The 23,863-nt window shown below is 45.3% G+C and carries 18 protein-coding genes; 11 read left to right on the top strand and 7 right to left on the bottom strand.

Going from position 1 to position 23,863, the window contains the following annotated elements; translation table 11 throughout:
- Nucleotides 1–879: 879 nt before the first annotated feature.
- From QUA10_RS15705 to QUA10_RS15690, 4 genes are all read left to right on the top strand, one after another.
- Nucleotides 880–3,054, top strand: a complete 2,175-nt coding sequence (locus QUA10_RS15705; protein WP_333084239.1) for a glutamine synthetase III — start codon at nucleotides 880–882, stop codon at nucleotides 3,052–3,054.
- Nucleotides 3,055–3,168: 114 nt separating this feature from the next.
- Nucleotides 3,169–4,263, top strand: coding sequence for a BMP family protein (locus QUA10_RS15700; RefSeq protein ID WP_333084240.1), 1,095 nt, complete (start codon nucleotides 3,169–3,171; stop codon nucleotides 4,261–4,263).
- Between the two features lie 41 nt (nucleotides 4,264–4,304).
- Entirely contained in the window at nucleotides 4,305–7,136 is a 2,832-nt protein-coding gene (locus QUA10_RS15695) for a PAS domain S-box protein (RefSeq protein WP_333084241.1), read from the top strand.
- A 770-nt stretch (nucleotides 7,137–7,906) separates the two neighbouring features.
- A complete protein-coding gene (locus QUA10_RS15690; protein WP_333084243.1) occupies nucleotides 7,907–8,914 on the top strand; it encodes an ADP-ribosylglycohydrolase family protein in 1,008 nt (335 codons plus the stop codon).
- Nucleotides 8,915–9,015: 101 nt separating this feature from the next.
- Here the strand turns inward: QUA10_RS15690 and QUA10_RS15685 are convergent, their stop codons facing one another.
- From QUA10_RS15685 to QUA10_RS15665, 5 genes are all read right to left on the bottom strand, one after another.
- The gene (locus tag QUA10_RS15685) at nucleotides 9,016–10,425 is read right to left on the bottom strand and encodes a cation:proton antiporter (protein ID WP_333084244.1); all 1,410 of its coding nucleotides are present in this window, start codon (nucleotides 10,423–10,425) and stop codon (nucleotides 9,016–9,018) included.
- 118 nt (nucleotides 10,426–10,543) lie between these two features.
- A complete protein-coding gene (gene hisA / locus QUA10_RS15680) occupies nucleotides 10,544–11,317 on the bottom strand; it encodes a 1-(5-phosphoribosyl)-5-[(5-phosphoribosylamino)methylideneamino]imidazole-4-carboxamide isomerase (RefSeq protein WP_333084245.1) in 774 nt (257 codons plus the stop codon).
- 132 nt (nucleotides 11,318–11,449) lie between these two features.
- Nucleotides 11,450–12,127: a TIGR02117 family protein gene (locus QUA10_RS15675; protein WP_333084246.1), complete on the bottom strand. Its 678-nt coding sequence runs from the start codon at nucleotides 12,125–12,127 to the stop codon at nucleotides 11,450–11,452.
- 14 nt (nucleotides 12,128–12,141) lie between these two features.
- Complete coding sequence (locus tag QUA10_RS15670; RefSeq protein ID WP_333084247.1) at nucleotides 12,142–13,344, bottom strand: glycoside hydrolase family 10 protein; 1,203 nt, start codon at nucleotides 13,342–13,344, stop codon at nucleotides 12,142–12,144.
- 120 nt (nucleotides 13,345–13,464) lie between these two features.
- On the bottom strand, nucleotides 13,465–14,874 hold the full coding sequence (locus tag QUA10_RS15665) for an amidohydrolase (RefSeq protein ID WP_333084248.1): 1,410 nt from the start codon (nucleotides 14,872–14,874) through the stop codon (nucleotides 13,465–13,467).
- 209 nt (nucleotides 14,875–15,083) lie between these two features.
- Between QUA10_RS15665 and QUA10_RS15660 the strand changes: the two genes are divergently transcribed.
- The 5 genes from QUA10_RS15660 to QUA10_RS15640 all read left to right on the top strand — a co-directional run bounded on the left by QUA10_RS15660 (nucleotide 15,084) and on the right by QUA10_RS15640 (nucleotide 19,231).
- Nucleotides 15,084–15,854 (top strand): cysteine hydrolase family protein, encoded by a 771-nt coding sequence (locus tag QUA10_RS15660; RefSeq protein ID WP_333084250.1) that lies wholly within the window; start codon nucleotides 15,084–15,086, stop codon nucleotides 15,852–15,854.
- Between the two features lie 211 nt (nucleotides 15,855–16,065).
- On the top strand, nucleotides 16,066–16,518 hold the full coding sequence (locus tag QUA10_RS15655) for a cupin domain-containing protein (RefSeq protein WP_333084252.1): 453 nt from the start codon (nucleotides 16,066–16,068) through the stop codon (nucleotides 16,516–16,518).
- A 141-nt stretch (nucleotides 16,519–16,659) separates the two neighbouring features.
- The gene (locus QUA10_RS15650) at nucleotides 16,660–18,252 is read left to right on the top strand and encodes a CocE/NonD family hydrolase (protein ID WP_333084253.1); all 1,593 of its coding nucleotides are present in this window, start codon (nucleotides 16,660–16,662) and stop codon (nucleotides 18,250–18,252) included.
- Nucleotides 18,253–18,271: 19 nt separating this feature from the next.
- Nucleotides 18,272–18,631, top strand: coding sequence for a DUF952 domain-containing protein (locus QUA10_RS15645; protein ID WP_333084254.1), 360 nt, complete (start codon nucleotides 18,272–18,274; stop codon nucleotides 18,629–18,631).
- Nucleotides 18,632–18,637: 6 nt separating this feature from the next.
- Entirely contained in the window at nucleotides 18,638–19,231 is a 594-nt protein-coding gene (locus tag QUA10_RS15640; RefSeq protein WP_333084255.1) for a restriction endonuclease, read from the top strand.
- Nucleotides 19,232–19,242: 11 nt separating this feature from the next.
- Here the strand turns inward: QUA10_RS15640 and QUA10_RS15635 are convergent, their stop codons facing one another.
- Both QUA10_RS15635 and QUA10_RS15630 read right to left on the bottom strand, forming a co-directional pair.
- Entirely contained in the window at nucleotides 19,243–20,223 is a 981-nt protein-coding gene (locus QUA10_RS15635) for a site-specific DNA-methyltransferase (RefSeq protein ID WP_333084256.1), read from the bottom strand.
- 104 nt (nucleotides 20,224–20,327) lie between these two features.
- Nucleotides 20,328–21,581 (bottom strand): CCA tRNA nucleotidyltransferase, encoded by a 1,254-nt coding sequence (locus QUA10_RS15630; RefSeq protein WP_333084258.1) that lies wholly within the window; start codon nucleotides 21,579–21,581, stop codon nucleotides 20,328–20,330.
- 108 nt (nucleotides 21,582–21,689) lie between these two features.
- On the opposite strand from QUA10_RS15630, the gene QUA10_RS15625 reads away from it, so the two are divergent.
- Together QUA10_RS15625 and QUA10_RS15620 are read left to right on the top strand one after the other, a co-directional pair.
- Nucleotides 21,690–21,938: a Ycf34 family protein gene (locus QUA10_RS15625; RefSeq protein ID WP_006632635.1), complete on the top strand. Its 249-nt coding sequence runs from the start codon at nucleotides 21,690–21,692 to the stop codon at nucleotides 21,936–21,938.
- A 212-nt stretch (nucleotides 21,939–22,150) separates the two neighbouring features.
- Entirely contained in the window at nucleotides 22,151–23,863 is a 1,713-nt protein-coding gene (locus QUA10_RS15620) for a serine/threonine-protein kinase (protein ID WP_333084260.1), read from the top strand.

The raw sequence follows: 23,863 nt of genomic DNA, 5'->3' as shown, positions 1-23,863 counted from the left end.
CATTTATTCTCAATAAACGGCGTCTCAAACTGTCTGAACTATTGCTCTAAATATCTTTATTTTAAATTCATAGAAATCCCCATTACTGTGTTGGGAAGTTTTGTGGTGCGGCAGAATCAAAGCTGACCTCGCCAGCGGTGGGGCAACCACGGGGGGATTGCCCCTACAAATTTCATACCCGAATTCAGCAACGTCAAAGCGAGAGCCCTTTCTTGGCACACTATTATAGTATCCCTACGTAACTCCTGTAAATGTACGATCGCCCCCGTGTTTCAGCGCCCCATGCCCTGTTAAACTGGAATCCTGCGGTTGTGTGCGATCGGTGCGATCGACCTTTCTGAAAAAAACCTAAAATTCTGTAGCCTACAATACATTTATTTGGTTAATGATTGTTTAAACTCTCCAAGTGTAGATTGTGTACTCTCCATAATTCTCCAAAACCCCTAAACGAGTGCGTTGTTTGCTGGACTGCGATTTATCGATCGTCGAACCGTTAAAAACCATAAGTAGTTTTGACCTGAATTCATCGGAATTGATTCACACAAAATTTTTGAGCTGACCAGGGTGAAGATGAGTTACTAAATCTGTGCAGCGCAGACATCTATCATGTTGACTCAAATTAGTACAGGCTCTTGTCATCTATTTTCTTGCTAATAACCGGAATCCAACCGCATCTCACACTGGATTGTCACGCCCGATGGGCGAAGTGATATGGCCTCGCTCATCCAATCTTTTAGAGCCTGCCAAAAAAGGCATTCTGCCCAAAGTTAGCTTTGACTAAAAACGTTGGGTAAATCCAACCTATTTGTCAATCGTTAAACTTTTGCTAACATCTATTTTTTCACAACTACTCGTCCTGCAACCCCAATAAAAATAACCATGAGTGGAAACGAATCGCGCGTTCAAGCAATTTCTCAAATCGTCAACCGCAAACTGATGCCTGGTCGGCCTCCCAAGCGGCTCGAAGATATGTGGGCAACAGACGTTTTTACTCTGAGCAAGATGCAAGAAAGTCTGCCCAAAAGCATTTTCAAATCAGTAAAAAACACCGTTCAAACTGGCCAAAAACTCGATGCTTCCGTAGCTGATGTAGTTGCAGTCGCAATGAAAGATTGGGCTATTTCCAAAGGAGCCCTCTACTACGCCCACGTATTCTACCCGCTAACCAACGGTACCGCCGAAAAGCACGACGGTTTCATCTCAGTGCAAGGCGACGGCTCCGTCATCTCAGAATTTGCAGGCAAAGTTCTCGTACAAGGCGAACCCGATGGCTCCTCATTCCCCAACGGCGGCATCCGTTCCACCGCCGCCGCTCGCGGATATACAGCCTGGGATGTCACCAGCCCTGCTTATGTCATGGAAACAGACAACGGCATGACATTGTGCATTCCCACTGTTTTCATCTCCTGGACAGGTGAAGCCTTAGACAAGAAAACGCCGCTGTTGCGTTCCATTGCCGCCATGAACAAAGCAGCAACCCGAGTGTTAAAGCTATTAGGCAATACCGAAGTTGCTCCGGTAAATTCCAGTTGCGGTTCCGAACAAGAATACTTCCTGGTAGATGCCAATTTCACCAACAACCGCCCCGATTTACTGCTAGCAGGTCGCACCCTGTTTGGCAAACCTCCTGCGAAAGGTCAGCAATTTGATGACCACTATTTTGGAGCGATTCCAGAGCGCGTTCAGGTCTTCATGCAGGAAGTAGAAGAAAGAATGTACCGGCTGGGAATTCCTGCCAAAACCCGCCACAACGAAGTAGCTCCCGGTCAGTTTGAAATTGCACCAGTTTTTGAAGCTGCCAACGTCGCCAGCGACCACCAACAATTAACCATGACAATTCTCCGCAACACTGCGAAGAAACATGGTTTTATGTGTTTGCTGCACGAGAAGCCTTTCGCTGGCATTAACGGTTCCGGCAAACACGTCAACTGGTCGGTCGGCAATGCCACCCAAGGAAACTTATTAGACCCAGGCGATACACCGCACTCAAACATACAATTTCTAGTTTTCTGCGGCGCTGTGATTCGCGGAGTTCACAAATACGGGCCGCTATTGCGCGCGGTAGTTGCTACTGCCAGCAACGACCACCGATTGGGTGCAAATGAGGCTCCGCCAGCAATTATCTCTGTCTATTTGGGTTCGCAATTAGAAGATATCTTCGGGCAAATTAGCCGGGGAGAAGTTAAGGACTCTAAAGGTCGGGGAATTATGAACTTAGGTGTAGAAACACTGCCTACTTTCATGAAGGATGCTGGAGACAGAAACCGGACTTCGCCCTTTGCCTTTACTGGAAATCGGTTTGAATTCCGTGCAGTAGGTTCCGGTCAGTCTGTTTCCGGGCCCCTGGTGGCAATGAATACAATTCTTGCCGATTCTTTGGACTGGATTGCTAACAAATTAGAAAGCGATTTGGCTAACGGAACTGAACTGAATGCTGCCATCCAAACCATTCTCAAAGAAGTGATGGACGAGCACGGTGCGGTTGTATTTGGTGGCGACGGCTATTCGGAAGAATGGCACAAAATGGCTGTTGAGGAACGGGGTTTAGCTAACTTGCGGACTACGGCAGATGCTTTACCCGTGTTGAAGGAAGGATACATTGAAGACTTGTTTGAAAAGACAGGTGTTTTGACTCCAGTTGAATTGGAAAGCCGTTACGATGTTTATGCTGAGCAGTATTTGCTGGCAATTGAAGTCGAAGCAAAATTGGTAATAAGTATGGCAAAAACCATTATTTACCCCGCAGCGTTGAGGTATTTAGCTGAACTTTCTGGCACAATTTCTAAATTGAAAGAGATTGGGATTGAACTGGAACAGGAAAGTGCTGAAAAAGTAGCGGTGTTGGTTAAGTCCATGATGGATACTGCGAGCAAATTGAGTGGTGCTTTGAGCAAGCACGATTTTGCTTCGACAGAAGACCACATGCAATATGCTTCGCAAACAATTCGTCCTTTGATGGATGAGGTTCGCCAGTATGCGGATGCTCTGGAAGGTGAAGTGGCTGATGATTTGTGGCCGCTGCCTACTTATCAAGAAATGCTGTTTGTTAAGTAATAGCCAACAAATTCGGTTAATTGCAGGTTAGAGTTGTAAGGACACGGCAGTGCCGTGTCCTTACTTGTTTTTGAGCTTAAATGAGTGTTACGCTGAATCTCTCAGAGTCATTAAGTGCGAGCTAGAGTAAGAGTTGTAAAAATTGTTGAGATACCCTTCAACCAATTTATCGGCTTAGAAAAAGTAATATTGCTGCGAAAAGCTATTATGCGAATTCAATCTCTCTTGAAAAAAATGACTCTGGCGGCTCTAGCTCTGATTTTTGCGATCAGTTGCAGTCGATCGACTCCGAACGTAAACTCTTCCCCTGAAGCAAGTACCTCTAGCAGCTTTAGAGTGGCGTTGGTCGTCACAGGTTCCAAAGACAACAACAGTTGGGCTCAAGCCTGCTTTGAAGGGTTAACCCTAATCAAAGATAAATTTAATGCTCAGGTAGACTTTACTGGCATTGACAATGAAGATAGTGAAGCTGCCCTTCGCCAATATGCCCAGTCAGGCTATGACCTGGTAATTGCAGCCAGTGGTGGCTATATCAAAGCTGCCGAAAAGGTCGCTAAAGAATTTCCGCGAACGAAATTTGCCCTGTTTACCACGTATCCAGGGAATAACACAAATTTGGGTGCTGTTGCCTTTCGATCGGGTGAGGTGGGGTACCTCACAGGTGCTTTGGCTGCCATGAAGACCAAAAGCAATAAAGTTGGCTATATTGTAGGTGCAGATTATCCGGTTTACAAAGAAGAAGAAGCTTTGTTTAGGCGCGGAGTGAAGGCAACGAATCCCTCTGTTCAAGCTTCGACTGCTTTTCTCAACAGTTGGATTGATACGGAAAAAGCCATTAAAGTCGCAACGGATATGGTTGCCTCTGGAGTAGATGTTTTGACAATCAACGCGGATGAGGCAGGATTAGCCGCGCTAAAAGCCGTTACGCAAAAGCCAGGAGTCCTTGTGATTGGTTGGGCAAAGGATCAGTACGAACTGGCTCCCGGCAAAGTCCTAACTAGCGTTCTGCAGGATATTCCCAATCTGGTGCTCAATGCGGCCGTACTAACCCAGGAAGGTCGCTGGGAAGGAAAACTTTACAAGTTTGGGCTCAAGGAAAAAATCTACGACTTTGCCCCTTTCCGTGGTAGTCTCACGTCTAAGGAAGAGGACACTTTCAAGACCCTCCGAGATGCTGTGACGACTGGCCAAATTGATGTTTCTCCTTAGTGTACCGATTAATTGATTTACCAATATTGCTCCTAAGTCCGATGCAAAATCAACGCAACGATCGCGCTCTTCCGATTGCCAAAAGCTCCCCTTCACCTCCCTGGCAACGCTTCTTTTCTATTGCAAATCAGCTCCGGTATGGTTTGATATTTTTGGTTCTCCTGAGCTTACTGCCCACAGGTGGCTTGCTGATCTACCTCAGCTTTCAGGCGCAGATCCAGCAATCGCGATCGCTCCAAGAAGAGCGTAGTCAGACAGCAGCAGGGCAGATTGATAATTATTTAGATGACTTGAAACGAAAACTGAGCTATTTAGCTAGGGTCAAAGGACTCACAAACTTTCAACCTCAAGCGCAGCAGAGCCTGTTGGAAGGGTTAATTCGTCATCATGATGCTTATGAAGCCGTTGCCATTTTGAACCAGAAGGGACAAGTTGTCACGTCAGTTTCACCCTACGAACCGCTCAAATTAGAAAATCCCGCCAATTCCCCACTGTTTGTTCGTGCTTTTAAACAACAGGAAGATTATGTCAGTCCTGTAGAAATTAATCCTCAAACAAACCAACCAACAACCATTCTGGCGGTTCCGATTCGGAATGAGCGAGATGAGGTGGATGGGGTGCTATTAGCAGAGATAAATCTCAACTTTCTCTGGTTTGTTGTTTCCCAAATCGATGTTGGCAAGACGGGTTATGTCTATGTAGTCGATGAGCGTAATTTTCTCATTGCTCAAAAGGGTAGTAAGCCAGAAACCTTTCAACTTCAAGATCTTTCTAAGCGCCCCTTCTTTCAATTTTTGAAAGCATCCGCAGATACTAAGCGCCTTAACGTTTATCAGGGTCTAAAACAGGTAGAAGTATTGGGCGCCAGTGCCTTAGTTCGGAGCGTGAATTGGAATGTGGTTGTAGAACTGCCAACGGCTGAGGCTTATGCTCCCGTTTACCAAATGCTCTCAATTATGGGAGGCTCATTGATGGTGGTGACGATCGTTGCTGTGGGCATTGGCTTTCTATTTATTCGGCAAATTGTGGTGCCGCTACAGCGCTTAACCACGGCAGCTACTGAACTTAGTGCGGGGCAATTAGAGACACGGGTCAACATCGACAGCCAAAATGAACTGGGGACATTGGCGATCGCATTTAACACTATGGCAACCCAGTTAGAAGAACTGATTACAGCGGTTGAAGTTGAACGCAATTTTGTTTCAGCTATTCTTGAAATTGCAGGTGCCCTGGTAGTTGTGCTCGACCCCCAGGGACAAATCGTTCGCTTTAACCGAGCTTGCGAACAAATGACTCATTACTCGTTTAGTGAAGTCAAAGGGCGCTACATTTGGGAATTGTTCCCGAACTCAGACTTAGCAGGACTTGCCAAAACTGCTTTTGAGTCTTTACAATCTGGTAATTTTCCCCAACAGTATGAAGGCAGTTGGGTGAGCAAAGATCAACAACTTAGACTCATTGCTTGGTCAGATACTGCTTTAGTCGATGATCAAGGTGAAATTGAGTATATCATCAAAACAGGCATTGATATTACTCAACGGAAACAGGCAGAAGAGGAACTCAAAGCATCGGAACAGCGACTATCTTTTCTATTCCGCCAAAGTGCACTGGCAGTTGTGGAATGGGATTTAAACTTTAAAGTCACTGCTTGGAATCCAGCGGCAGAGCAGATTTTTGGTTACACGGCGAAAGAGGCGATCGGACACCATCCGGCAGAATTAATTGTGCCTGCATCTGCCCGAAAGGTCGTCGATCAAATTATGAACGATTTGTTGATGCAGAGTCAAGGAATCTACAGCGTCAACGAAAATTTTACAAAAAATGGCAAAATCATTATTTGCGAATGGTTCAATACGCCTTTAGTAGGGGATGGTGGAAAGATTCTTGGAGTTGCATCCTTGGCACTAGATATTACTGAGCGCAAGCAAGCCGAAGCTGCATTAAGGCAAGCAAAAGAGGAAGCTGAGGTTGCGCTCAAAACCTTACAGAAAACTCAAGCACAACTTATTCAGGCAGAGAAAATGTCTGGTTTGGGGCAACTGGTTGCGGGTGTTGCTCACGAAATTAATAATCCAGTCAACTTTATCTATGGCAACCTGAGCCATACTGCGGACTACACGCAAAATTTACTAAAGTTGATTCAGCTTTACCAGCAAACCTATCCAACTAATACCCAAATTCAGGAAAAAATTGAAGAGTTCGAGCTGGACTTCATTAGTGAAGATTTACCCAAAATCCTGACTTCAATGAAGGTAGGAGCCGATCGCATTCGTCAAATTGTCCTGTCGCTACGAAACTTCTCGCGGCTGGATGAGGCAGAAATGAAGCCTGTTGATATCCACGAGGGAATTGACAGCACATTGATGATTTTGCAAAATCGACTGAAGGCAAAACCGGATCATCCTGCTATTGAAATTGTCAAAGACTACGGGGACTTACCGCTAGTAGAGTGCTATGCCGGACAGTTGAACCAAGTCTTTATGAATATTCTGGCAAATGCGATCGATGCTTTAGAAAACTACGACAATCAACATTCTCTAAAAGACATTCAAAAGAATCCCAGTTGCATCACTATTCGGACTAAGCTAGTCACAAACGAAACTCAGGCCGGTTATTCTAAAAACGTGGTGATTCAAGTTCAAGACAATGGATCTGGGATGACGGAAACTGTTAGACAACAGGTGTTCAATCCCTTCTTCACCACAAAACCAACTGGTAAAGGAACTGGATTAGGGCTATCCATCAGCTATCAAATTGTAGTTGATAAGCACGGTGGCTCCATCGAGTGCTTCTCTCAACCCCCTCAAGGAACAGAGTTCCGAATTGAAATTCCTGTTTTGCAAAGCGGTGCTCTAGCACTCGTTGGTAAATAATATCAATTCCGGTTGCACTCCTTATGATGTTGACTGTTGACTGTTGACTGTTGACTGTTGACTGTGAAGCGAACAACTGAAAATTGCGCCGATATAGGTGGCGAATTGTAAAAATTATTCATGAATTGCCCGAGAATTTATCATTACGAGGCCGCCGGAAACGATATAACGGCTATCACATTCCTGTTCTATATATAATAGCGTCTTTAAAGTATCTGGAAAACAGCTATAGCGCGTCTGAATGATGTGTGTAAATAAAAGAAAAGTGGTCAGATCAAATTCAAGAAAAAAAGGAGGTAGACAAGTCGTGAGTGCAAGCAGCGGGCGATCGCACACCTAACCAGGCGATCGTAGTAAACGGCTCCTCAAACCCTCAAAACTAGGATTTGGGGCGAGATCGCTTGGAGTTTGATTGTCCCATCCCTTTCTCAAAAGTAAAAGCGATCGCTTGTCTGATAAAATATTGAGCGATAGCTTAAAAAGAAATATATATGATGACTCTAATCTCCTGAGTCAAAAAAAGTCAATGACCCCCGCCCAAATTCACCGAAATTGACATTTTTTAGGGCTGATATTACTGTGGGTTATTTTGGGACTCATGTTCGGTCATCTGGGAGATAGAGACGAAGGAAGACATTAATGTTTTAATTCAGAATTACAGAGGGTTTTAGTCTTAAGTTGACACAAATGGGGAGCGTCCTGCTCCCCGCATGGTTTAAGAAGTCGAGGATTTAACATAAGATTAGATCGACCTACTTAAAGCTAGATAAATGACAGTCCCGCGTCTGGAACAATTTAGAGGTTGTCTGATTGGTCAGTGTCTCGGCGACGCTATAGGCTGTAGAGTAGAAGGCTATCCGCCGGAAGTTTGCCAAAACTTTGTCCGCTACGAAGTTAGACTCAAAAAAATCAAAGATCGCGATCGCTTCGGCTTTCCTTTTGGTCAATACACCGACGACTCCCAACTGGCCCGCGAACTCCTCCAAAGCTACGTCGCTTGTGGCGAATTCGACCCCAGCGACTACGCCACCCGTATTGCTGACATTTTCGCTCAAGAGCGCATTGTCGGGCGCGGTCGCTCGACAGAAGAAGCTGCAAACCGCCTGATACGGGGCGTTGCTTGGCAAGAAGCTGGTACTCGTGCTCCCAATGCTGGTAATGGCAGTGCGATGAGGGCTGGACCGATCGGCTTAATATTCTACGATGACCCGTCCCAGCTTGTACAAGCTGCTTGCGATCAAGGGCGCATCACCCATCAAGATTCGCGGTGTTCTGCCGGTGCTGTGGCGATCGCCGGTGCTGTGGCGATCGCCCTTCAATCTGACATGAGGATTGAAACTGAGCCATTTCTCGGTCAACTGAGCGAATGGGTAGGAGAAGTGGATTCTTCCTTTGCCGCTTTGCTCAAAGATTTGATTGATTGGGTCAAATTGCCTCCAGAGTCAGCCGTAGAGTTGATTTCTAGAGCTGGACTCCCGTTAAACTACGAGCACTCTTGGCAAGGAATCTCGCCTTTTGTAGTCGGTAGCGTTTTGTGGAGTTTATATGCGTTTTTGAGAACACCTCAAGATTACTGGGAAACTCTCTGCACTAGCATCGCCGTCGGTGGCGATGTGGATACCACCGCAGCAATGGCTTGTGCCATCAGCGGGGCATTTCTGGGCCTAGAAGCCATCCCGAATCAACTACCGGAATTTTTGAACGATCAGGGTACCTGGGGTCTGGGCGAACTGATTAAACTCGCTGACAATTGTTATCAGTTGAAAGTCAAGTTGTAGCCGCTTCTCGCAACTTAGGACTTATTATTACGGCTAAATAAATTTGGACGATCGACCTTTGTGTCTAAATTAGTCGATCGCCCAGACTCAAATTCCCTCAATCAAACTATTTTCTCGCTAGAAAGTTCCCCACTAGCAGGAGGCTCTACCGTATCGCCAAAGGCAACCCGCAGAAAAGGCGGAGCCAAAAAAGTCGTCAGAATCACCATGATAATAATCGAGACTTCTAACGGTTTATCCAAAACCCCACTCGCCGAACCGATGCCGGCAAACACTAACCCGACTTCGCCCCGAGGAATCATCCCCACTCCGATCGCCAATCGATTAATTCCCGGCTGACCAAACACTGCCCAACCTGTCACCAACTTGCCCGCAATCGCCACCGCAATCAAAAATACCGCAATCAAAAGCCCCGCGCGATTATCCGGCACTGTTGGGTTCAAAACTCCCAAATCCGCCCGAGCCCCCACCGTCACAAAAAAGATGGGTACAAATAAATCGGCGATGGGTTTCACCAATTCATCCAACTCGTTGCGGGCATCGCTTTCATCCAAAACCAAGCCCGCAGCAAAGGCACCCAAAATCGCTTCGAGATGAATTGCATTGCCCAGAAAAGCCATGAAGTAAGCAAAAATAAATGCCGGGATGAGAATATTGCCGCGAGTTTTGAGTTGACCCACCACCGCCGAGAAGGTTTTGTCGAAGATGCCCCCCAACAGAATCGAACCTAGCAGAAACGCAGTTGCACTAACAATCAAATAGATGACATTAACAACATCAATCTCACCGGTTTTCGCTAAACTGGCGACAACAGCCAGGACAATAATTCCTAGCACATCATCAATCACCGCCGCACCGACAATAATTTGACCTTCTTTAGAGCTCAGTTGTCCTAAATCAGACAACACTTTGGAGGTAATTCCGATGCTGGTTGCCGTCAAAGCAGCCCCTGCAAAAATCGCCGGAATCGCCGCCGTGTGGAAAATTATCATCAAGCCCGCAGTACCAGCGGCAAAGGGAACTGCCACACCTACGCAGGCGACAACGGTGGCTTGAATTCCCACTGCTTTCAGTTGTTTGAGATCCGACTCTAAGCCAATTTCAAACAGCAGAATAATCACGCCTAATTCAGCTAGCACTGCAATGACTTCACTCTGCGATTCAAAGACACTGGTGAGGGCGGCAGGAGACAGATGATTAATCGATTGCAGAACTGTCATAATCCCTGAGTTGGATGCTGACAGCCCGCTTCCGGGAAAAACGACTAGGTGTAAAGCAGATACGCCAACAATTACCCCTGCTACAAGTTCACCCAAAACCGGCGGAAAATCAAACTTTAGAGCCACTTCTGCGCCGATTTTACTGGCGATATAAATCACTACCAAAGTGAGCAAAACTCCGCTGAGGACGATCGGCGAATTTTCGGCCTCGACTGTTGCTAACAAAGGTATGGGAGCAACTAGGGATGCCATCCCAGAACTTAAAGCTGTAATTGTATGGTTCAAAAACATGGTTACGATGATGGTAAGAAATACGATTCTACGGTGACTGTTGACTGTTGACTGTTGATTGTGAGTCGGAAATAGATAACTGTTACATATGGGGTAGCCAGTTAACTCGACATCACTATCAAGCAAAACTTGAAGAACCTAAATCTGGCGGTACATCCTGCCACCGCCCTTGTCCGACTGCTTGAATTGCTTCTTTTAGCAATATATCGCCGGTATAAATTGCCCTACCGACGATCGCACTTTTGACACCAATTGGTTCCAAAGCCAGCAAACTCAACAAATCTGCGATCGAACTAACGCCACCGGAAGCAATCACCGGAATTGAAATAGCGTTAGCAATTTCGCGCAAAGATTCCAAATTCGGCCCTTCCATAGTACCGTCGCGGTGAATGTCGGTGTAAATAATTTCAGCCGCCCCTAACTCGGCCATTTTTTGCGCCAATTCTGTTGCTAAAACTTCCGAAGTTTCTAGCCAGCCTCTAGTCGCAACTTTACCATTTCTGGCATCTATTCCCACCAGAATTTGACCGGGAAATTCGGCGCACAATTCGCCGACTAATTGCGGTTGTTCGACAGCGACAGTGCCGAGAATGACGCGCCGGACGCCTAAATTGAGGATAGCAGCAACAGAAGCGCGATCGCGCATTCCGCCACCTACTTGACAGGGAACGTCTACTGATCGGACGATCGCTTCAATGGCGGCTTGGTTGACTGGATGACCAGCTTTAGCGCCGTCGAGGTCTACTAAATGCAGCATGGTTGCGCCTTCATTTACCCACTGTCTGGCGACTTCGACGGGGTTATCGTTAAAAGTTTGAGACTTCGCGTAGTCTCCCTGATACAATCTGACGCATTTTCCATCCAATAAGTCGATCGCTGGAATTACATTCATGATTTTTCCTCAAATTGCTAATTATACCAGTTAAAAAAAAGAATGCAACTTTGGGCAATCTCCAAACTCAGACATAATTATTCCTTCCGAATTCTAAAATATAAAATCTAAAATTGTATTACCTATTGCCATTTATTCTTGACATTCGCAACCGCTATTCAGATGAAACATAATCGCCGAAGAAAGCGTTGACCATAAAGGAGTATTGACATCGGCTTTTTGCAAAGCTTCCGCCGTCCAGTCGTTGCAAGTTCTCAAAATATAGTAACTGCCTTTTGCCTCATAAAAACTGTCGCTGTTACCGTAGCCGTAGCTAATTTTCATTTTCTTCCCTGCTGCATCTAATTGAAATGAATTTTTAATAAAATCTACCATCTTCAGATAATTTTTGCCGCTGATTCTAACACATTTGGTTTCTATATTTTGGGGGATAACCCGATAACTTTGAACGTGTAGGGTAGACGGAGTAAGGAGAAATAAGGCTTTGAAAGCTGTAACTGGGTTGATACTTCCTGATGTGGGAGTTTCGAGCATAAAAGCTCGATCTCCCCAGCCAAAAGACAAATATTTATAATCAGAACTGGCATCCCGCCCTATTTCTCTTAGCGGTAAAAATTGATTCCAGTCAAAATATTCATTTTTAACTGGAACGATGATTTCGGTGTGAATGCCTTGGTTGGAAATGTATAGAGAAATTGTGCAATCTGCTTGCGAGTAATTTCCCCACTTTCTGGGAGTGAAATAGCCAATTGTTAGGAAAGCGCTTAAAGATAAGATGACAATTCCTAAGCGCTGTATGCTTTTTCTCATTTTAACCGTGGGTTTCAAATTCTGGCTTCAGATGGCGGGCGCTGCATTTTTGTGGGAAAGAATTCTTGCAATGCCGAATTGCGCTGTTCGGGGGTTTCGTTAGCCCAATTCGACAAACTTTCGTAGAAAAAGAACGACACGCCAGCGAAATCTCTTTTTCGCACTTCTTGCACTTGTTCTTGAATTTGTTTGAGGGGCACAGAATTATTTTTAAGACCAGTTAAAATGCCGATCGCAGTTGGAATGTTAAGTTTAGCCAGTTTAACTTCTTCCCGTTCCAGTTCGGCACTAAAACGCGTGATATCGCTGCGATAAACCTGCAACACAATTTCTTGGATGTAGCCGCGTCTTTCCCAGGTAAACCAGTCCTGCAAGTGGGCGGGCAAAGAAAAGTGAAAAGGGTTCGGAGATAAGCTGACAATACATTTTTCTTTGCGGGATTTGATGGCGCTGGAAACTCGCCCCACGAAGTCGTTGATTTTGTCAGCGCGCCAGCGCACCCAGAAGGTTTCGCGGGGGTCGTCGGAGGGAGGACTTTTGATTTGTTCTTGATACATTAACACTGTTTGTGGCTCGTAGCCAAATTCTACAGGCAAGCCGAAATGGTCGTCAAATTGAATGCCATCTATATCATAATTATCGACAATTTCTATGATTAAATCTAAAATAAATTGCTGAACTTCGGGATGAAAGGGATTCAGCCAAACTCGATCGTGTTGACCTTCTTTCCAAATAGTTGAACCGTCGCGCCGCTGCGCCAGCCACTCTGGGTGAAGTGTGGCTAATTCCGATTCGGCGGGAGCCATGAAACCAAACTCAAACCAGGGGATTACTGCTATACCTTTTTGGTGGGATTGTGCTATAATTTCTTTGAGGATGTCTCGGTCTTTCAATCCGGGCGAGGGGTCGATCGACTGTCCGAATACTCGTTGGGCAGCAGCACTCGGATAAAGCGTATAGCCTCCTTGCCAAACCGTGGGATAGATGGTATTAAAATTGAGTCGTTCGAGTCGATTTACAGCGTCAATGATGTTGTTGCGGGAGAACATAACCTCGCTGTCAATGTTCGTCAGCCAGACGCCGCGCACTTCGGTTGTTGGGGTGGTGGGCGGGGTTTGAGCCAAGAGACGGGGGGATAAAATCGCGGAGGAGGTAAGGGCGATCGTAAAAACAACTATTAAAGCCAGTATCCGCTGCCATTTGTGCAGTTTAATCATTAATTTTTCGCAAATATGATTATTGTGAGAGTTCTATTTTACCTCACTCAATAGCACCATTCTCAAGAACAGGCAAGATGCCTGTTCTTGAGAATGGTGCAAGATGTGAGTTTTACCCTACTAAGAATAACCTTGCAGTTTCATCACTTGGCGGTAATGGGCTTCAATCTCACTCACTGTTTGCGATTGACGCTTGCTATTCCACTCGCTGCGATCGAATAATTCCCGCCTCAAAGCATCAACATCGATCGTTTTTACCTTACTTTCTGCGACAATTTTTTTGCCGTTTACCCAAACGCTGTCTACCGCATTAGTCGGGCGTCCCAAAATCAGCAAGCCGATCGGATCGGTGCGCGGCAGCAATGATAAACTGGTTAAATCATACAGCACAAAATCTGCTTTTTTACCGACTGTCAACGAACCCATTTCATCGGCGAGATTCAAGCCTTTTGCTCCTCCCAGGGATGCCATTTCTACAGACTGGCGCGGTGTAATCCATTGGCGGTAATCCAAATCCGTGATATTGTGCAAAATCGAACCAATTTTAATCGCTTCCAGCAAATCTTGAGAGTCATTGCTAGCAGCGCCGTCACAGCCAAAAGATACGTTGACTCCTGCTTGACGGTATTTCAAAATTGGTGCAATCCCGCTTCCTAGTCGCAAGTTACTGAGGGGATTGTGTACGACTGTCGATCCCGTTTCTGCCATAATCGCAATGTCAGAATCGTCCAGCCAAACGCAGTGCGCTAAGGAAGTTCGCGGACTCAAATAACCAATTCTTTGCAGGTGTTCGACAGCGCTACAGCCGTATTTTTCGTGAGCTAACTGTTTTTGAGCGGGAGTTTCCAAGAGGTGGGCGTGACGGCAAAGGTTGTAGCGATCGCTCAATTCGATGCAGCCTTCAAACAAAGCATCGGAACACAGTTGAATTCCCGTCGGCGCCAACAACATATTAACACCTTTTTCGGGATTGTGAAACTGTTTTATGGCTTCTTCCATTAACTCTAAAGTTGCCTTAGTCGATCGAATGTAAGCGGCGTGTTCGATGCCGCTATCGCCAGAAGGCATTCCCGCTGTCAGGGATTCATCTTGAATTAACGGCCCGATAAAAGCGCGGATGCCGATTTCTTGATAAGCGCGAACTGCGGCGGCGATTGTCTCTAATTCTTGCCCCGGAATCAAAACTAAATGATCGACTACGCTTGTACCGCCCGACAGCAATGTTTCTACCGCAGTTCCCAAGGCACTCAAATAAATTTGTTCGGGTTCTAGAGGCGTAAAATCGTATAATTCGGCAATCCACAACTCCAGTGGCAAAGGGGGAATGATGCCTCGTTGCCACATTTCTGAAGAGTGAGTGTGCGCGTTGACAAAACCGGGCAGCAGCAGCTTATTTTTGCCATCGATAACTGTTCCCGCCGGCTCTAAATTGGGCGCGATCGCACTTATGCAATTATGCACCACTTGCACATCTGCAGTTTCATAACCACTATCAACCGGAATTAAAGCATTTTGAATTGTAAAGCTCATAGATTTACCCTTTTTGTAAATTTATATTAATTTTTATTGTATGATTCCACGGCGCTAACATTGGCGGTCGCCTGTAATAAAGTTAATAAATCATAAAAACTCTCAAATAGTTGCCGCTGATACTTAATTATAACCAAGATTTAAGATATGACAAGTTAGTGACAATCAAATAGTTATAAGATTGAAATTGTTTTTGAGTCAAAATCAATATGAATCCTGATTCTCTCCGCACCTTGGGCGTACCGCCGAATGCTTGGAAAGTTGATGCCAAAATTGCTGATATTACCCGATCGCCGATCGCGCCTCAACCTGTTACCCTGGAAACAGAAACTAAAACCCTGCGTTTGGACTTAGCAAAAGCAGCAATGTTGGTGATAGATATGCAAAACGATTTCTGTCATCCCGACGGTTGGCTAGCACATATTGGCGTAGATGTAACGCCTGCAAGAACTCCAATTAATCCTTTAACAAATTTACTGCCAAAATTGCGATCGCACGCAGTACCAATTATTTGGATAAACTGGGGAAACCGCCCCGATTTACTCAATATTAGTGCAGCTTCCCGTCACGTTTACAATCCCACAGGCGACGGCGTAGGTTTGGGAGATCCGCTGCCAAAAAACAACGCACCTGTACTGATGGCAGGGAGTTGGGCGGCGCAGGTTGTCGATGAATTAAAACCCAAACCGGAGGATATTTGTGTTGATAAATATCGAATGAGCGGCTTTTGGGATACTCCTTTAGATAGTATCTTGCGGAACCTCGGCAGAACTACACTTTTCTTCGGAGGAGTAAACGCCGATCAGTGCGTCATGGCTACGCTGCAAGATGCTAATTTCCTCGGTTACGACTGTATTTTAGTCAAAGATTGTACAGCGACGACATCTCCGGAGTATTGCTGGCAAGCTACTCTTTATAACGTTAAACAATGTTTTGGTTTTTTGTCGGATTCTCAGGCTATGTTAGAAGCAATTAAATAGCAGTCATCAGGGGAGTATCCCTCTGGAGTATAAAAAGCGTTTTTTAGGAGTGCGAGAGTCTCGCACAGCAAAGCCTATATCTCGCTTCCTGCTCTGACAGCGAACTCTCCTGTGAAATCAATAAACTTTGGAGGTTGAGCGGCGGACTAATGACTCTGGATTCTCACTAATGACAGCAGAAACATAACCACTGACAACTAACAATAAAAAAATGACAAACCAGTGCGTGATTCCTATTATAAAGTCTCCGAAAGACTACCAAGCATTTCGCATCAGTCCGGGCGATACTAATAGATTAGCTATCGTCTTCGATCCGGTAATAGCGAATGTTTCATTAACAGTTTGCGTGGAGATTTTCGATGTGGGGGGCAAAACTCCTCCCAACCGCCATCAATTCGCAGTAGAAATGTTTTTTGTACTCAAAGGAAGAGGGCAAGCAACCTGCGACGGCAAAACAGTTAGTATTCAACCTGGAGATAGTTTGTTAGTGCCTCCAACGGGCACTCACGTAATTGAAAATACGGGCAATGAACGTTTGTACGCTTTGTGCATCATGGTGCCGAATGAGGATTTTGTGGAACTAATTCGCAGCGGTACACCAGTCGAACTCGATGAGGAGGATATGAGAGTTCTGGGGCGATCGGATGTACTCGTACCGTGCTAGGTTTGTAGTAAGAACTTGATTCCTAGGTTTGTAGTAAGGACTGGATTCTTTAGAAAAACCACTAAAGCCCTTACTACGAACTTTTTTAGTTGATGTTTTTTAGGATTTATGCTGAAACTTTGTCCGAAAGAAACAGCGTCAATGCTAACTAAAGATGGGGTTCGTTTAGATGCTGACATCTACCGCCCCGATGCGGAGGGCGAATTTCCAGTATTATTAATGCGGCAACCTTACGGAAGGGATCTCGCCTCTACAGTAGTATATTCCCATCCCGCATGGTACGCCAAACACGGCTACATCGTTGTCATCCAAGACGTGCGGGGACGCGGCACTTCCGAAGGGGAATTTAACCTATTTGTTAGCGAAACACAAGACGGTTTTGATAGCGTCAATTGGGCAGCTAATTTGCCGGGAAGTAACGGGAAAGTCGGAATGTACGGTTTTTCCTACCAAGGCATGACTCAACTCTACGCGGCGGCTGCTAAACCCAGCGCATTAATCACAATTTGTCCGGCAATGGTAGGCTGCAATTTATATGCAGATTGGGCCTATGAAGGTGGCGCATTTTGCCTGCAATCCAATCTCGGCTGGGCAATTCAGCTAGCGGCAGAAACCGCTCGCTTAAAAGGCGATATTTCTGCCTATCAAGCCTTTTATGCAGCTTCCAGAAATCTCCCGCTATACGATACCGTGCCGGCGCGTCCTGAGATTCTTAAAAATCTGGCTCCAGACTCGTATTATCACGATTGGTTGGATAATTATCGACCGAGCGAGTATTGGGAAAAGTTATCGCCAAACATCACAGATTTAGACTTGCCAATGCTGCACGTTGGCGGTTGGTTTGATACTTATTTGCGGGGAACAATTCATCTTTACAAGGAAATGGCAAGCCGCAGTTCTTGTCCGCAGCATTTGATAATTGGCCCTTGGGCGCATTTACCTTGGGGGCGAAAAGTGGGAGCGTTGGACTATGGTTTTGCAGCTTCAAATCCTGTGGATGAGTTGCAAATTCGCTGGTTCGATCGCTTCCTCAAAGGAGTTGATACAGGAATATTAGACGAGCGACCGATTTCGCTATTTGAGATGGGGAGGAATGATTGGCGGAAATTTGATAAATGGCCTAATAATAATCATAAATCTTATTTTTTAGCAAGTAATGGACTTGCCGCGATGAGAGAAGATGCGGGTATTTTAACAGATTGTTGCCCGGATGTTTGCACTGAGGATATATTCGTCCATGACCCTTGGCGGCCGGTGCCATCCTTGGGAGGGCACGCTGCATTTCCTGCCGGTTCGATGGAGCGATCGACAATTGACGGCCGCACCGATGTTTTAACATATACTTCGGCACCGCTAACTGCAGATTTGCACTTAGCTGGAGATATAACTGTCGAAGTATTTTGTACAGCAGATGCGCCGAGTTTTGATTTGTGTGCCATACTTTCTGAGATAAAAGATAGTGGCAGTGTCTACAATTTTAGTCAAGGTTACGTGCGGGTAAATTCAGGTGAAACACCTGTAAGAATTGTGCTGCAAGCAACTTGTATGCAAATAGCCAAAGGTAATGCGCTGCGTCTGAGTTTGAGTGCGGCTTGTTTTCCCGCTTACGACGTGAATCCGGGAACGGGTGCGCCTCCCGGTGAAGCGCGGGCGATCGATGCTAAAATTATCACGCTGACAGTAAGTTGTGGCGGGAATTGTCCGTCTCAAATTTTGCTGCCAATTGTCGATTAAACCTAGAACTTATTCAATTATGAGCATTATTTTTCACATCACCCGCAGCCAACAGTGGGAAGAAGCAAAACAAGTTCAATCCTATCGCGGAGATACGCTAGATACAGAAGGATTTATCCACTGTTCGACTCTGACACAAGTTCTTAGATCTGCTAATAAATTTTTTGTGGGACAAACAGGATTGCTGCTGCTTTGGATTGACTCGGACAAAGTAGAATCTGAACTTAAGTATGAATTGGCTGCGGGTGAGAATTACCCGCACATTTACGGGCCGCTGAATGTTGATGCTGTGTTGAAATTTGTTGAGTTTGAACCGGGTGCAGATGGCAAGTTTGAATTGCCGGAAGAACTAACAGCAAGTATCAATGAACAGGCTTAGTACGCTGTGAAGATAGTTCAAGAAGTATCACTTATTAGTCGCGGTAACTTTGAGGAGTCACAAGAATGGGGAGTTATTAAAAATGAAATACGGATTGCTATTGACGCGATCGCCTGGCCTGTAGGTGCATCAAACTTTACGATCAATCCCACCAGGCACGGAAACGGTGTCAAACCTATCAAAAATGCTTGTATGGCTGCTCTTCATGACAATTTTGGATGGCAGCTTGAAACTAAAATCAGATTTGCAACTAGAGCGCCTGGACGAGTAGATGCTACCAAAATCTTAGACAATCATTTATTTGCCTTTGAATGGAAAACAGGAAATATCTCATCAAGTCACCGTGCTGTTAATAAACTGGTTCTCGGTATTTTACGAGGGATTTTTTTGGGGACGGCATTAGTTCTGCCCAGCCGCAAGCTGTACCCTTATTTGACTGATAGAATTGGCAATTATGAGGAACTAGAGCTTTACTTTGATGTCTGGCGTGCTGTTAACATACAAGAAGGTTTTTTAGCCATATTTGTTATTGAACATGATGCCCTGGATAGCAGCGTACCTACAATTACTAAAGGCACAGATGGTCGCGCTTTAATATAAAATGTTAGTTGTCAAGAAAACAACTCTAGTTGGATTGACTCGTTTTGTTTAACTTTATTTTTGGTCTTTCCCCTGGCTGATTCCCAGTTTTCAACTTTTCCATTTGCCAAGTCTTGTAACCGCTTCACGGCTGGTTCAATATCGCCTATTTCTGTACCCAGCCAATACCTACCCAACTTCTCTGCTGCATAAAATGTAGTGCCCGAACCTCCAAAAGGATCGATTACAACTTGTCCCGGATTCGATGCCATAGCAATGATACGTTCCAGCATGATAGGAGCTAATTCGTTGGCTCCCCTTTTCTTGTGCTGTCGGTGTCTTACTGGCGGAATATCGGTCCACATTTCCTCAATTAAAGTCCACAGATTTTCTTCTCGAATATCTTCAGAAGCATTTTCCCAGACATCTTCGGGAGCATCCCAAACATCCATTAAGTTAATACCTTGAGGATTTAATTTTTTGCGGTGTCCGCCGTAATCTTTAATCTCTCCTCCGCAATGTCGGCAGACTTGAATCGGGGTATAAACTTTATTGAAAACTGCTGGTTCGCCTTTTGTGTAGTAAAGCAATCCGTAGTGTGCGGGAGACATTTTCTTGCCGCGAGGAAAGGCTTTAGGCATTCTACAAGCTATCCAGTGACGAAAGTTCATTCCATCTTGGTTTAAATATGCACCGTACTCAATGCACCATTTAGGTAAGTTGAAAATAAATAGACTTCCGCCCGGTTTAAGCACTCGAATACTTTCTTTAAGCCACTGTTTTGACCAAGCAAGATAATCGCTGGAATTCAGCAGGTCGCTCGTACCATTACCGTAATCTTTGCCGAGATTAAATGGCGGATCGGCAAAGACAATATCTGCACAGGAATCGGGAATAGCACCTAAAAACTTGAGACAGTCTTCTTGGTAGAGAATGCCGTATTTGCTTTGATAAACCTCTCGCAATCCCCGTTCGGCGGAAATCACAGGTGATATCAGACTCAAAGGTTGCATTTAATAATTTTTATTTGACAAGCATCACTTCAATAATAGTAATTGTAGCGACGATTGTCAAGAAAATATTTGAGCGATCGCACTGTTGCCACACTTGCAAAATATCAATTAACATCAACCAACTCTGCCGCCAATTTCAGCGCATCTTCGCGAGTCGCAATTCTTCCTTCCACCCGCGCTAATTGAATCTCCATTAACACTTGACCGATGCGCGGACTTCTGGGCAATTTTAAATATTCCATTAAATCATTGCCGCTAACTAATTGTGTGGGATGAGCAATAATATCATCAGCATCCAGATAGCGATTAATTAACAGTGAAATATCCTCAACCGCAACTCCCGCAGCCACGGCCAAAACCGCTAAAACTGGAAATACTATTCCCACATCCCGAAACAAAAAATACTGTTCTCGGAAAGACATTTCCGCGATTGGTTTGGCTTGCAATTGTGGCAAGTATTTCAAAAGCCCGATCGCACTTTTAATCTCCGCATTGCTGTACTTCAACCGCAGCAACTGGGCTTCAGCCATTGTCGGGTCGGAATCTGCCAAAATAGCCAACTTCGCGACAGCCAACAAAGGCGTTTTAATTGTATCTCGAATCTGATGCCCGAATTCCTTCCCTAATTGCGGGTAAATTGCAGCTAATTTGTCAGCAGATGCGTCAATTTTTGTCAAAATATCAAAACGGTCGATCGCACTTTCAAACCAAATCGAAAACAAACCGTCTTCGCAACCGCGACAAATCCAAGGAACACCGTCAGGATTGCTCAACAAATAACCCAATTCCGTCCGCACCCGTTCCACCGCTACCCGACTCAACAGCGGCGCTAATTCCCGAATCGCCGATTGAGTTTCAGGTTCGATCGCAAAACCCAACTGCGCCGCTTGGCGGTAAGCTCTTAATAACCTTAGCGGATCGTCCTCCAAATTTGACCGCGAAATCATCCGCAGCACACCCAACCGCAAATCAGTTTGACCGTCCAAAGGATCGATGATTTCTCTTGTAAAAGGATTGTAGGCGATCGCATTTATCCGAAAATCCCGGCGCAGCAAATCCCCCTCCAGACTCCCCCCTTCCGCTTGCGCCAAATCCACCGTACCGCCCGCAAACACCACCCGCGCAATTTGGCGTTCGGCATCCAACAAGACAAATCCACCTTTTGTGCGATCAGCAATTTTTCGGGCAGTCTTCACGGCCCGTGTTAGCATAACGAAATCCAAATCAAAATAGTGCGATCGGCGGCCCAGCAACGCATCCCGCACCGCACCCCCTACCAGATAAGCAGGCGGTGTCAGCAGTTCCAAATCAAACGGCCAACTATCAGGAGATAATGAAGAGGGCAAATTAATCGGCATCGCAACAAAAATCTACTTTCCTTACAAACAATTAAACTCTTGCTACGCTAGATTAACAGAAAGCTCAAATTTCACCAATCTTTTTGAAATGCACAGAGGATATCAAGAATGTGTATTTGTATTAACTGCCACTATGTAGACCGCTGCTTCACCTACCACGCCGTAGAAGAACAGCACGAACAGCTTCACCTCACCGAAACACCCGATTTCGACCCCGTAGAACCCACCATCAACGTAAACATTCGCCCCCGCCAAGACGAAATTGAAATGGAATGGGATGTAGTCGGGTGTCAGAGTTTCAAGCAAGAGACCGGCAAATGGGCAAAATTGCGGCCAGGCGAACTCGTCCCGACTTAAGGAAGAAGGAAGAAGGAAGAAGGAAGAAGGAAGAACGAAAAAATAAAACGCTCTCATTTTCTTGTTTCTTCTTTTTACCCAATTTTCAATTTTCCATTTCCAATATTCAATTTCCAATTTTCAATTACCTATGCCCGATGCCCTATGCCCAATTCCCCATTCTCTATTCCCAATTAAAAATCTAAAATCTAAAATCTAAAATCTAAAATCCAATGTGCTATTGCTTAAACCCAACTTGTCAGAATCCGCACAACCCAGGGGATGCAGAATTGTGCCAAAGTTGCGGCTCCAAATTGTTGTTAACTCTTGACTCAGAAACGCCATCAGCATCTCGCTACCGAACCATAAAGCCGATCGGGCAAGGAGGCTTTGGCAGAACATTTCTAGCAGTTGATGAAACCAAACCCCTGATTTTTTCGCAGTGTGTAATCAAGCAATTTTTCCCGCAAAATACCGCAGCCGAAAAAGCCGCTCAACTATTTCACCAAGAAGCAGCCCAGCTAGAAACCTTGGGAAAACATCCCCAGATTCCCGAATTAATCGCGCATTTTGAACAAGACGGGAGACAGTATTTAGTACAAGAATTTATAGACGGTAAAAACCTAGCCAGAGAATTAGAACAAAAAGGAGCCTTTACCGAAACTCAAATTCGGCAAATCCTCAACGATTTATTGCCAGTGCTCCACTTCGTCCACAAATCCAAAGTCATTCACCGCGATATCAAACCCGAAAATATCATTCGCCGCAGGCTATCTCCAGCCCCTTTACCCGCCTTAGAAAATTCCTATCAACCCTCTCCTTTCCAAAAAGATATCGTTTTAGTAGACTTTGGTGCAGCTAAGAAAGTAACAGCAAACGGCTTGCAGCCAACTGGTACAATCATCGGCAGTGCTGCTTATACAGCGCCAGAACAATTGATGGGGAAAGCAGTTTTTGCCAGCGATATCTACAGTTTGGGCGTTACCTGCATTCACTTGCTGACTGAAATTCCTCCCTTCGATTTGTTCGACAGTACAGAGGATTCTTGGGCTTGGCGAAATTATTTGAAGACTGCTGTTAGCGATGATTTCGGCCGCATCCTCGACACCATGCTTCAAAGTGCCACCAATCGGCGCTACAGTTCAGCATCAGCAGTCATCCGGCACTTGAACCCCAAACCGGTGTATTTAGACGCACCGCCTGTGCTAGACGCGCCGGAAATGCCAGCAGAACGGGTGCTTACACCCGCGCCCGGTGTGTCGCTTTTCACTCGCCAACAGCAAGCCGAAATTCAGCAAGCTTTGCAAGAGGATCTCGCCCCGTACAATGTTACAATCCAAGTCAGTCAAGCCAAGCAACAGCTCAATATCGTCATCAACAGAACCGAAGACAACCCCGTTTACTATCCACACTTATCTCAAATAATTGCCACCAGACTCACCGATTTGCAGTTAAATAAAGTCGCAGCCGTGAAGCTGTTGGGAAGAGTCAACAATTCTCGCCGCCCGGAGTGGAAGCAAATATTGCAAATCGATCCCAAGATTAAATTGAGAAACAAACTCGTGCGGATGCAACACAATCAATTAGTCAAGAAAATCGCCCCTGTTGCTACCCAAGAATTTTGGCTGCCGAAGTTGAAAACTCAGGATTTTTGGATAGATGCGCTAATGTTTGCCTTAGTTTGGTTTATCTTTGGCTCTCAAATAGTCATTTTTAATTCTTGGTTCGCGCTAATAGTTTCGTCGGGTTTTATGACGGTGAAGCATCAAGTTTCCCAACACAAAGAATTTGCAAATAAAAATTTATTTGCAAGTTTAGTTGTGCTGTTTTTGATGAGTGGGGGTATGGGTAATTCCAGGATTTTAAATACGGGAATATTTGGTCTTCTTTTGGGTTGCTTAGTTGTGGCTTTGCCGCTGTTTTTTGTTAAGGAAAATTATCAGTAA

Origin of the sequence: Microcoleus sp. Pol8_D6 (assembly GCF_036700965.1) — a bacterium.
GTDB lineage: Bacteria > Cyanobacteriota > Cyanobacteriia > Cyanobacteriales > Microcoleaceae > Microcoleus.
Note: the sequence above shows the minus strand (reverse complement) of the source record. Positions and strands in the feature narration are given on the sequence as shown.

Excerpts from the sequence above, each read along its gene's own strand:
- QUA10_RS15635 (WP_333084256.1), bottom strand. The coding sequence starts at position 20,223 with ATGCAACCTTTGAGTCTGATATCACCTGTGATTTCCGCCGAACGGGGA.
- QUA10_RS15690 (WP_333084243.1), top strand. The coding sequence starts at position 7,907 with ATGACAGTCCCGCGTCTGGAACAATTTAGAGGTTGTCTGATTGGTCAG.
- QUA10_RS15620 (WP_333084260.1), top strand. The coding sequence starts at position 22,151 with ATGTGCTATTGCTTAAACCCAACTTGTCAGAATCCGCACAACCCAGGG.
- QUA10_RS15685 (WP_333084244.1), bottom strand. The coding sequence starts at position 10,425 with ATGTTTTTGAACCATACAATTACAGCTTTAAGTTCTGGGATGGCATCC.
- QUA10_RS15705 (WP_333084239.1), top strand. The coding sequence starts at position 880 with ATGAGTGGAAACGAATCGCGCGTTCAAGCAATTTCTCAAATCGTCAAC.
- QUA10_RS15625 (WP_006632635.1), top strand. The coding sequence starts at position 21,690 with ATGTGTATTTGTATTAACTGCCACTATGTAGACCGCTGCTTCACCTAC.
- QUA10_RS15695 (WP_333084241.1), top strand. The coding sequence starts at position 4,305 with ATGCAAAATCAACGCAACGATCGCGCTCTTCCGATTGCCAAAAGCTCC.
- QUA10_RS15630 (WP_333084258.1), bottom strand. The coding sequence starts at position 21,581 with ATGCCGATTAATTTGCCCTCTTCATTATCTCCTGATAGTTGGCCGTTT.
- QUA10_RS15655 (WP_333084252.1), top strand. The coding sequence starts at position 16,066 with ATGACAAACCAGTGCGTGATTCCTATTATAAAGTCTCCGAAAGACTAC.
- QUA10_RS15675 (WP_333084246.1), bottom strand. The coding sequence starts at position 12,127 with ATGAGAAAAAGCATACAGCGCTTAGGAATTGTCATCTTATCTTTAAGC.
- QUA10_RS15660 (WP_333084250.1), top strand. The coding sequence starts at position 15,084 with ATGAATCCTGATTCTCTCCGCACCTTGGGCGTACCGCCGAATGCTTGG.
- QUA10_RS15650 (WP_333084253.1), top strand. The coding sequence starts at position 16,660 with ATGCTAACTAAAGATGGGGTTCGTTTAGATGCTGACATCTACCGCCCC.
- hisA (WP_333084245.1), bottom strand. The coding sequence starts at position 11,317 with ATGAATGTAATTCCAGCGATCGACTTATTGGATGGAAAATGCGTCAGA.
- QUA10_RS15665 (WP_333084248.1), bottom strand. The coding sequence starts at position 14,874 with ATGAGCTTTACAATTCAAAATGCTTTAATTCCGGTTGATAGTGGTTAT.
- QUA10_RS15670 (WP_333084247.1), bottom strand. The coding sequence starts at position 13,344 with ATGATTAAACTGCACAAATGGCAGCGGATACTGGCTTTAATAGTTGTT.
- QUA10_RS15645 (WP_333084254.1), top strand. The coding sequence starts at position 18,272 with ATGAGCATTATTTTTCACATCACCCGCAGCCAACAGTGGGAAGAAGCA.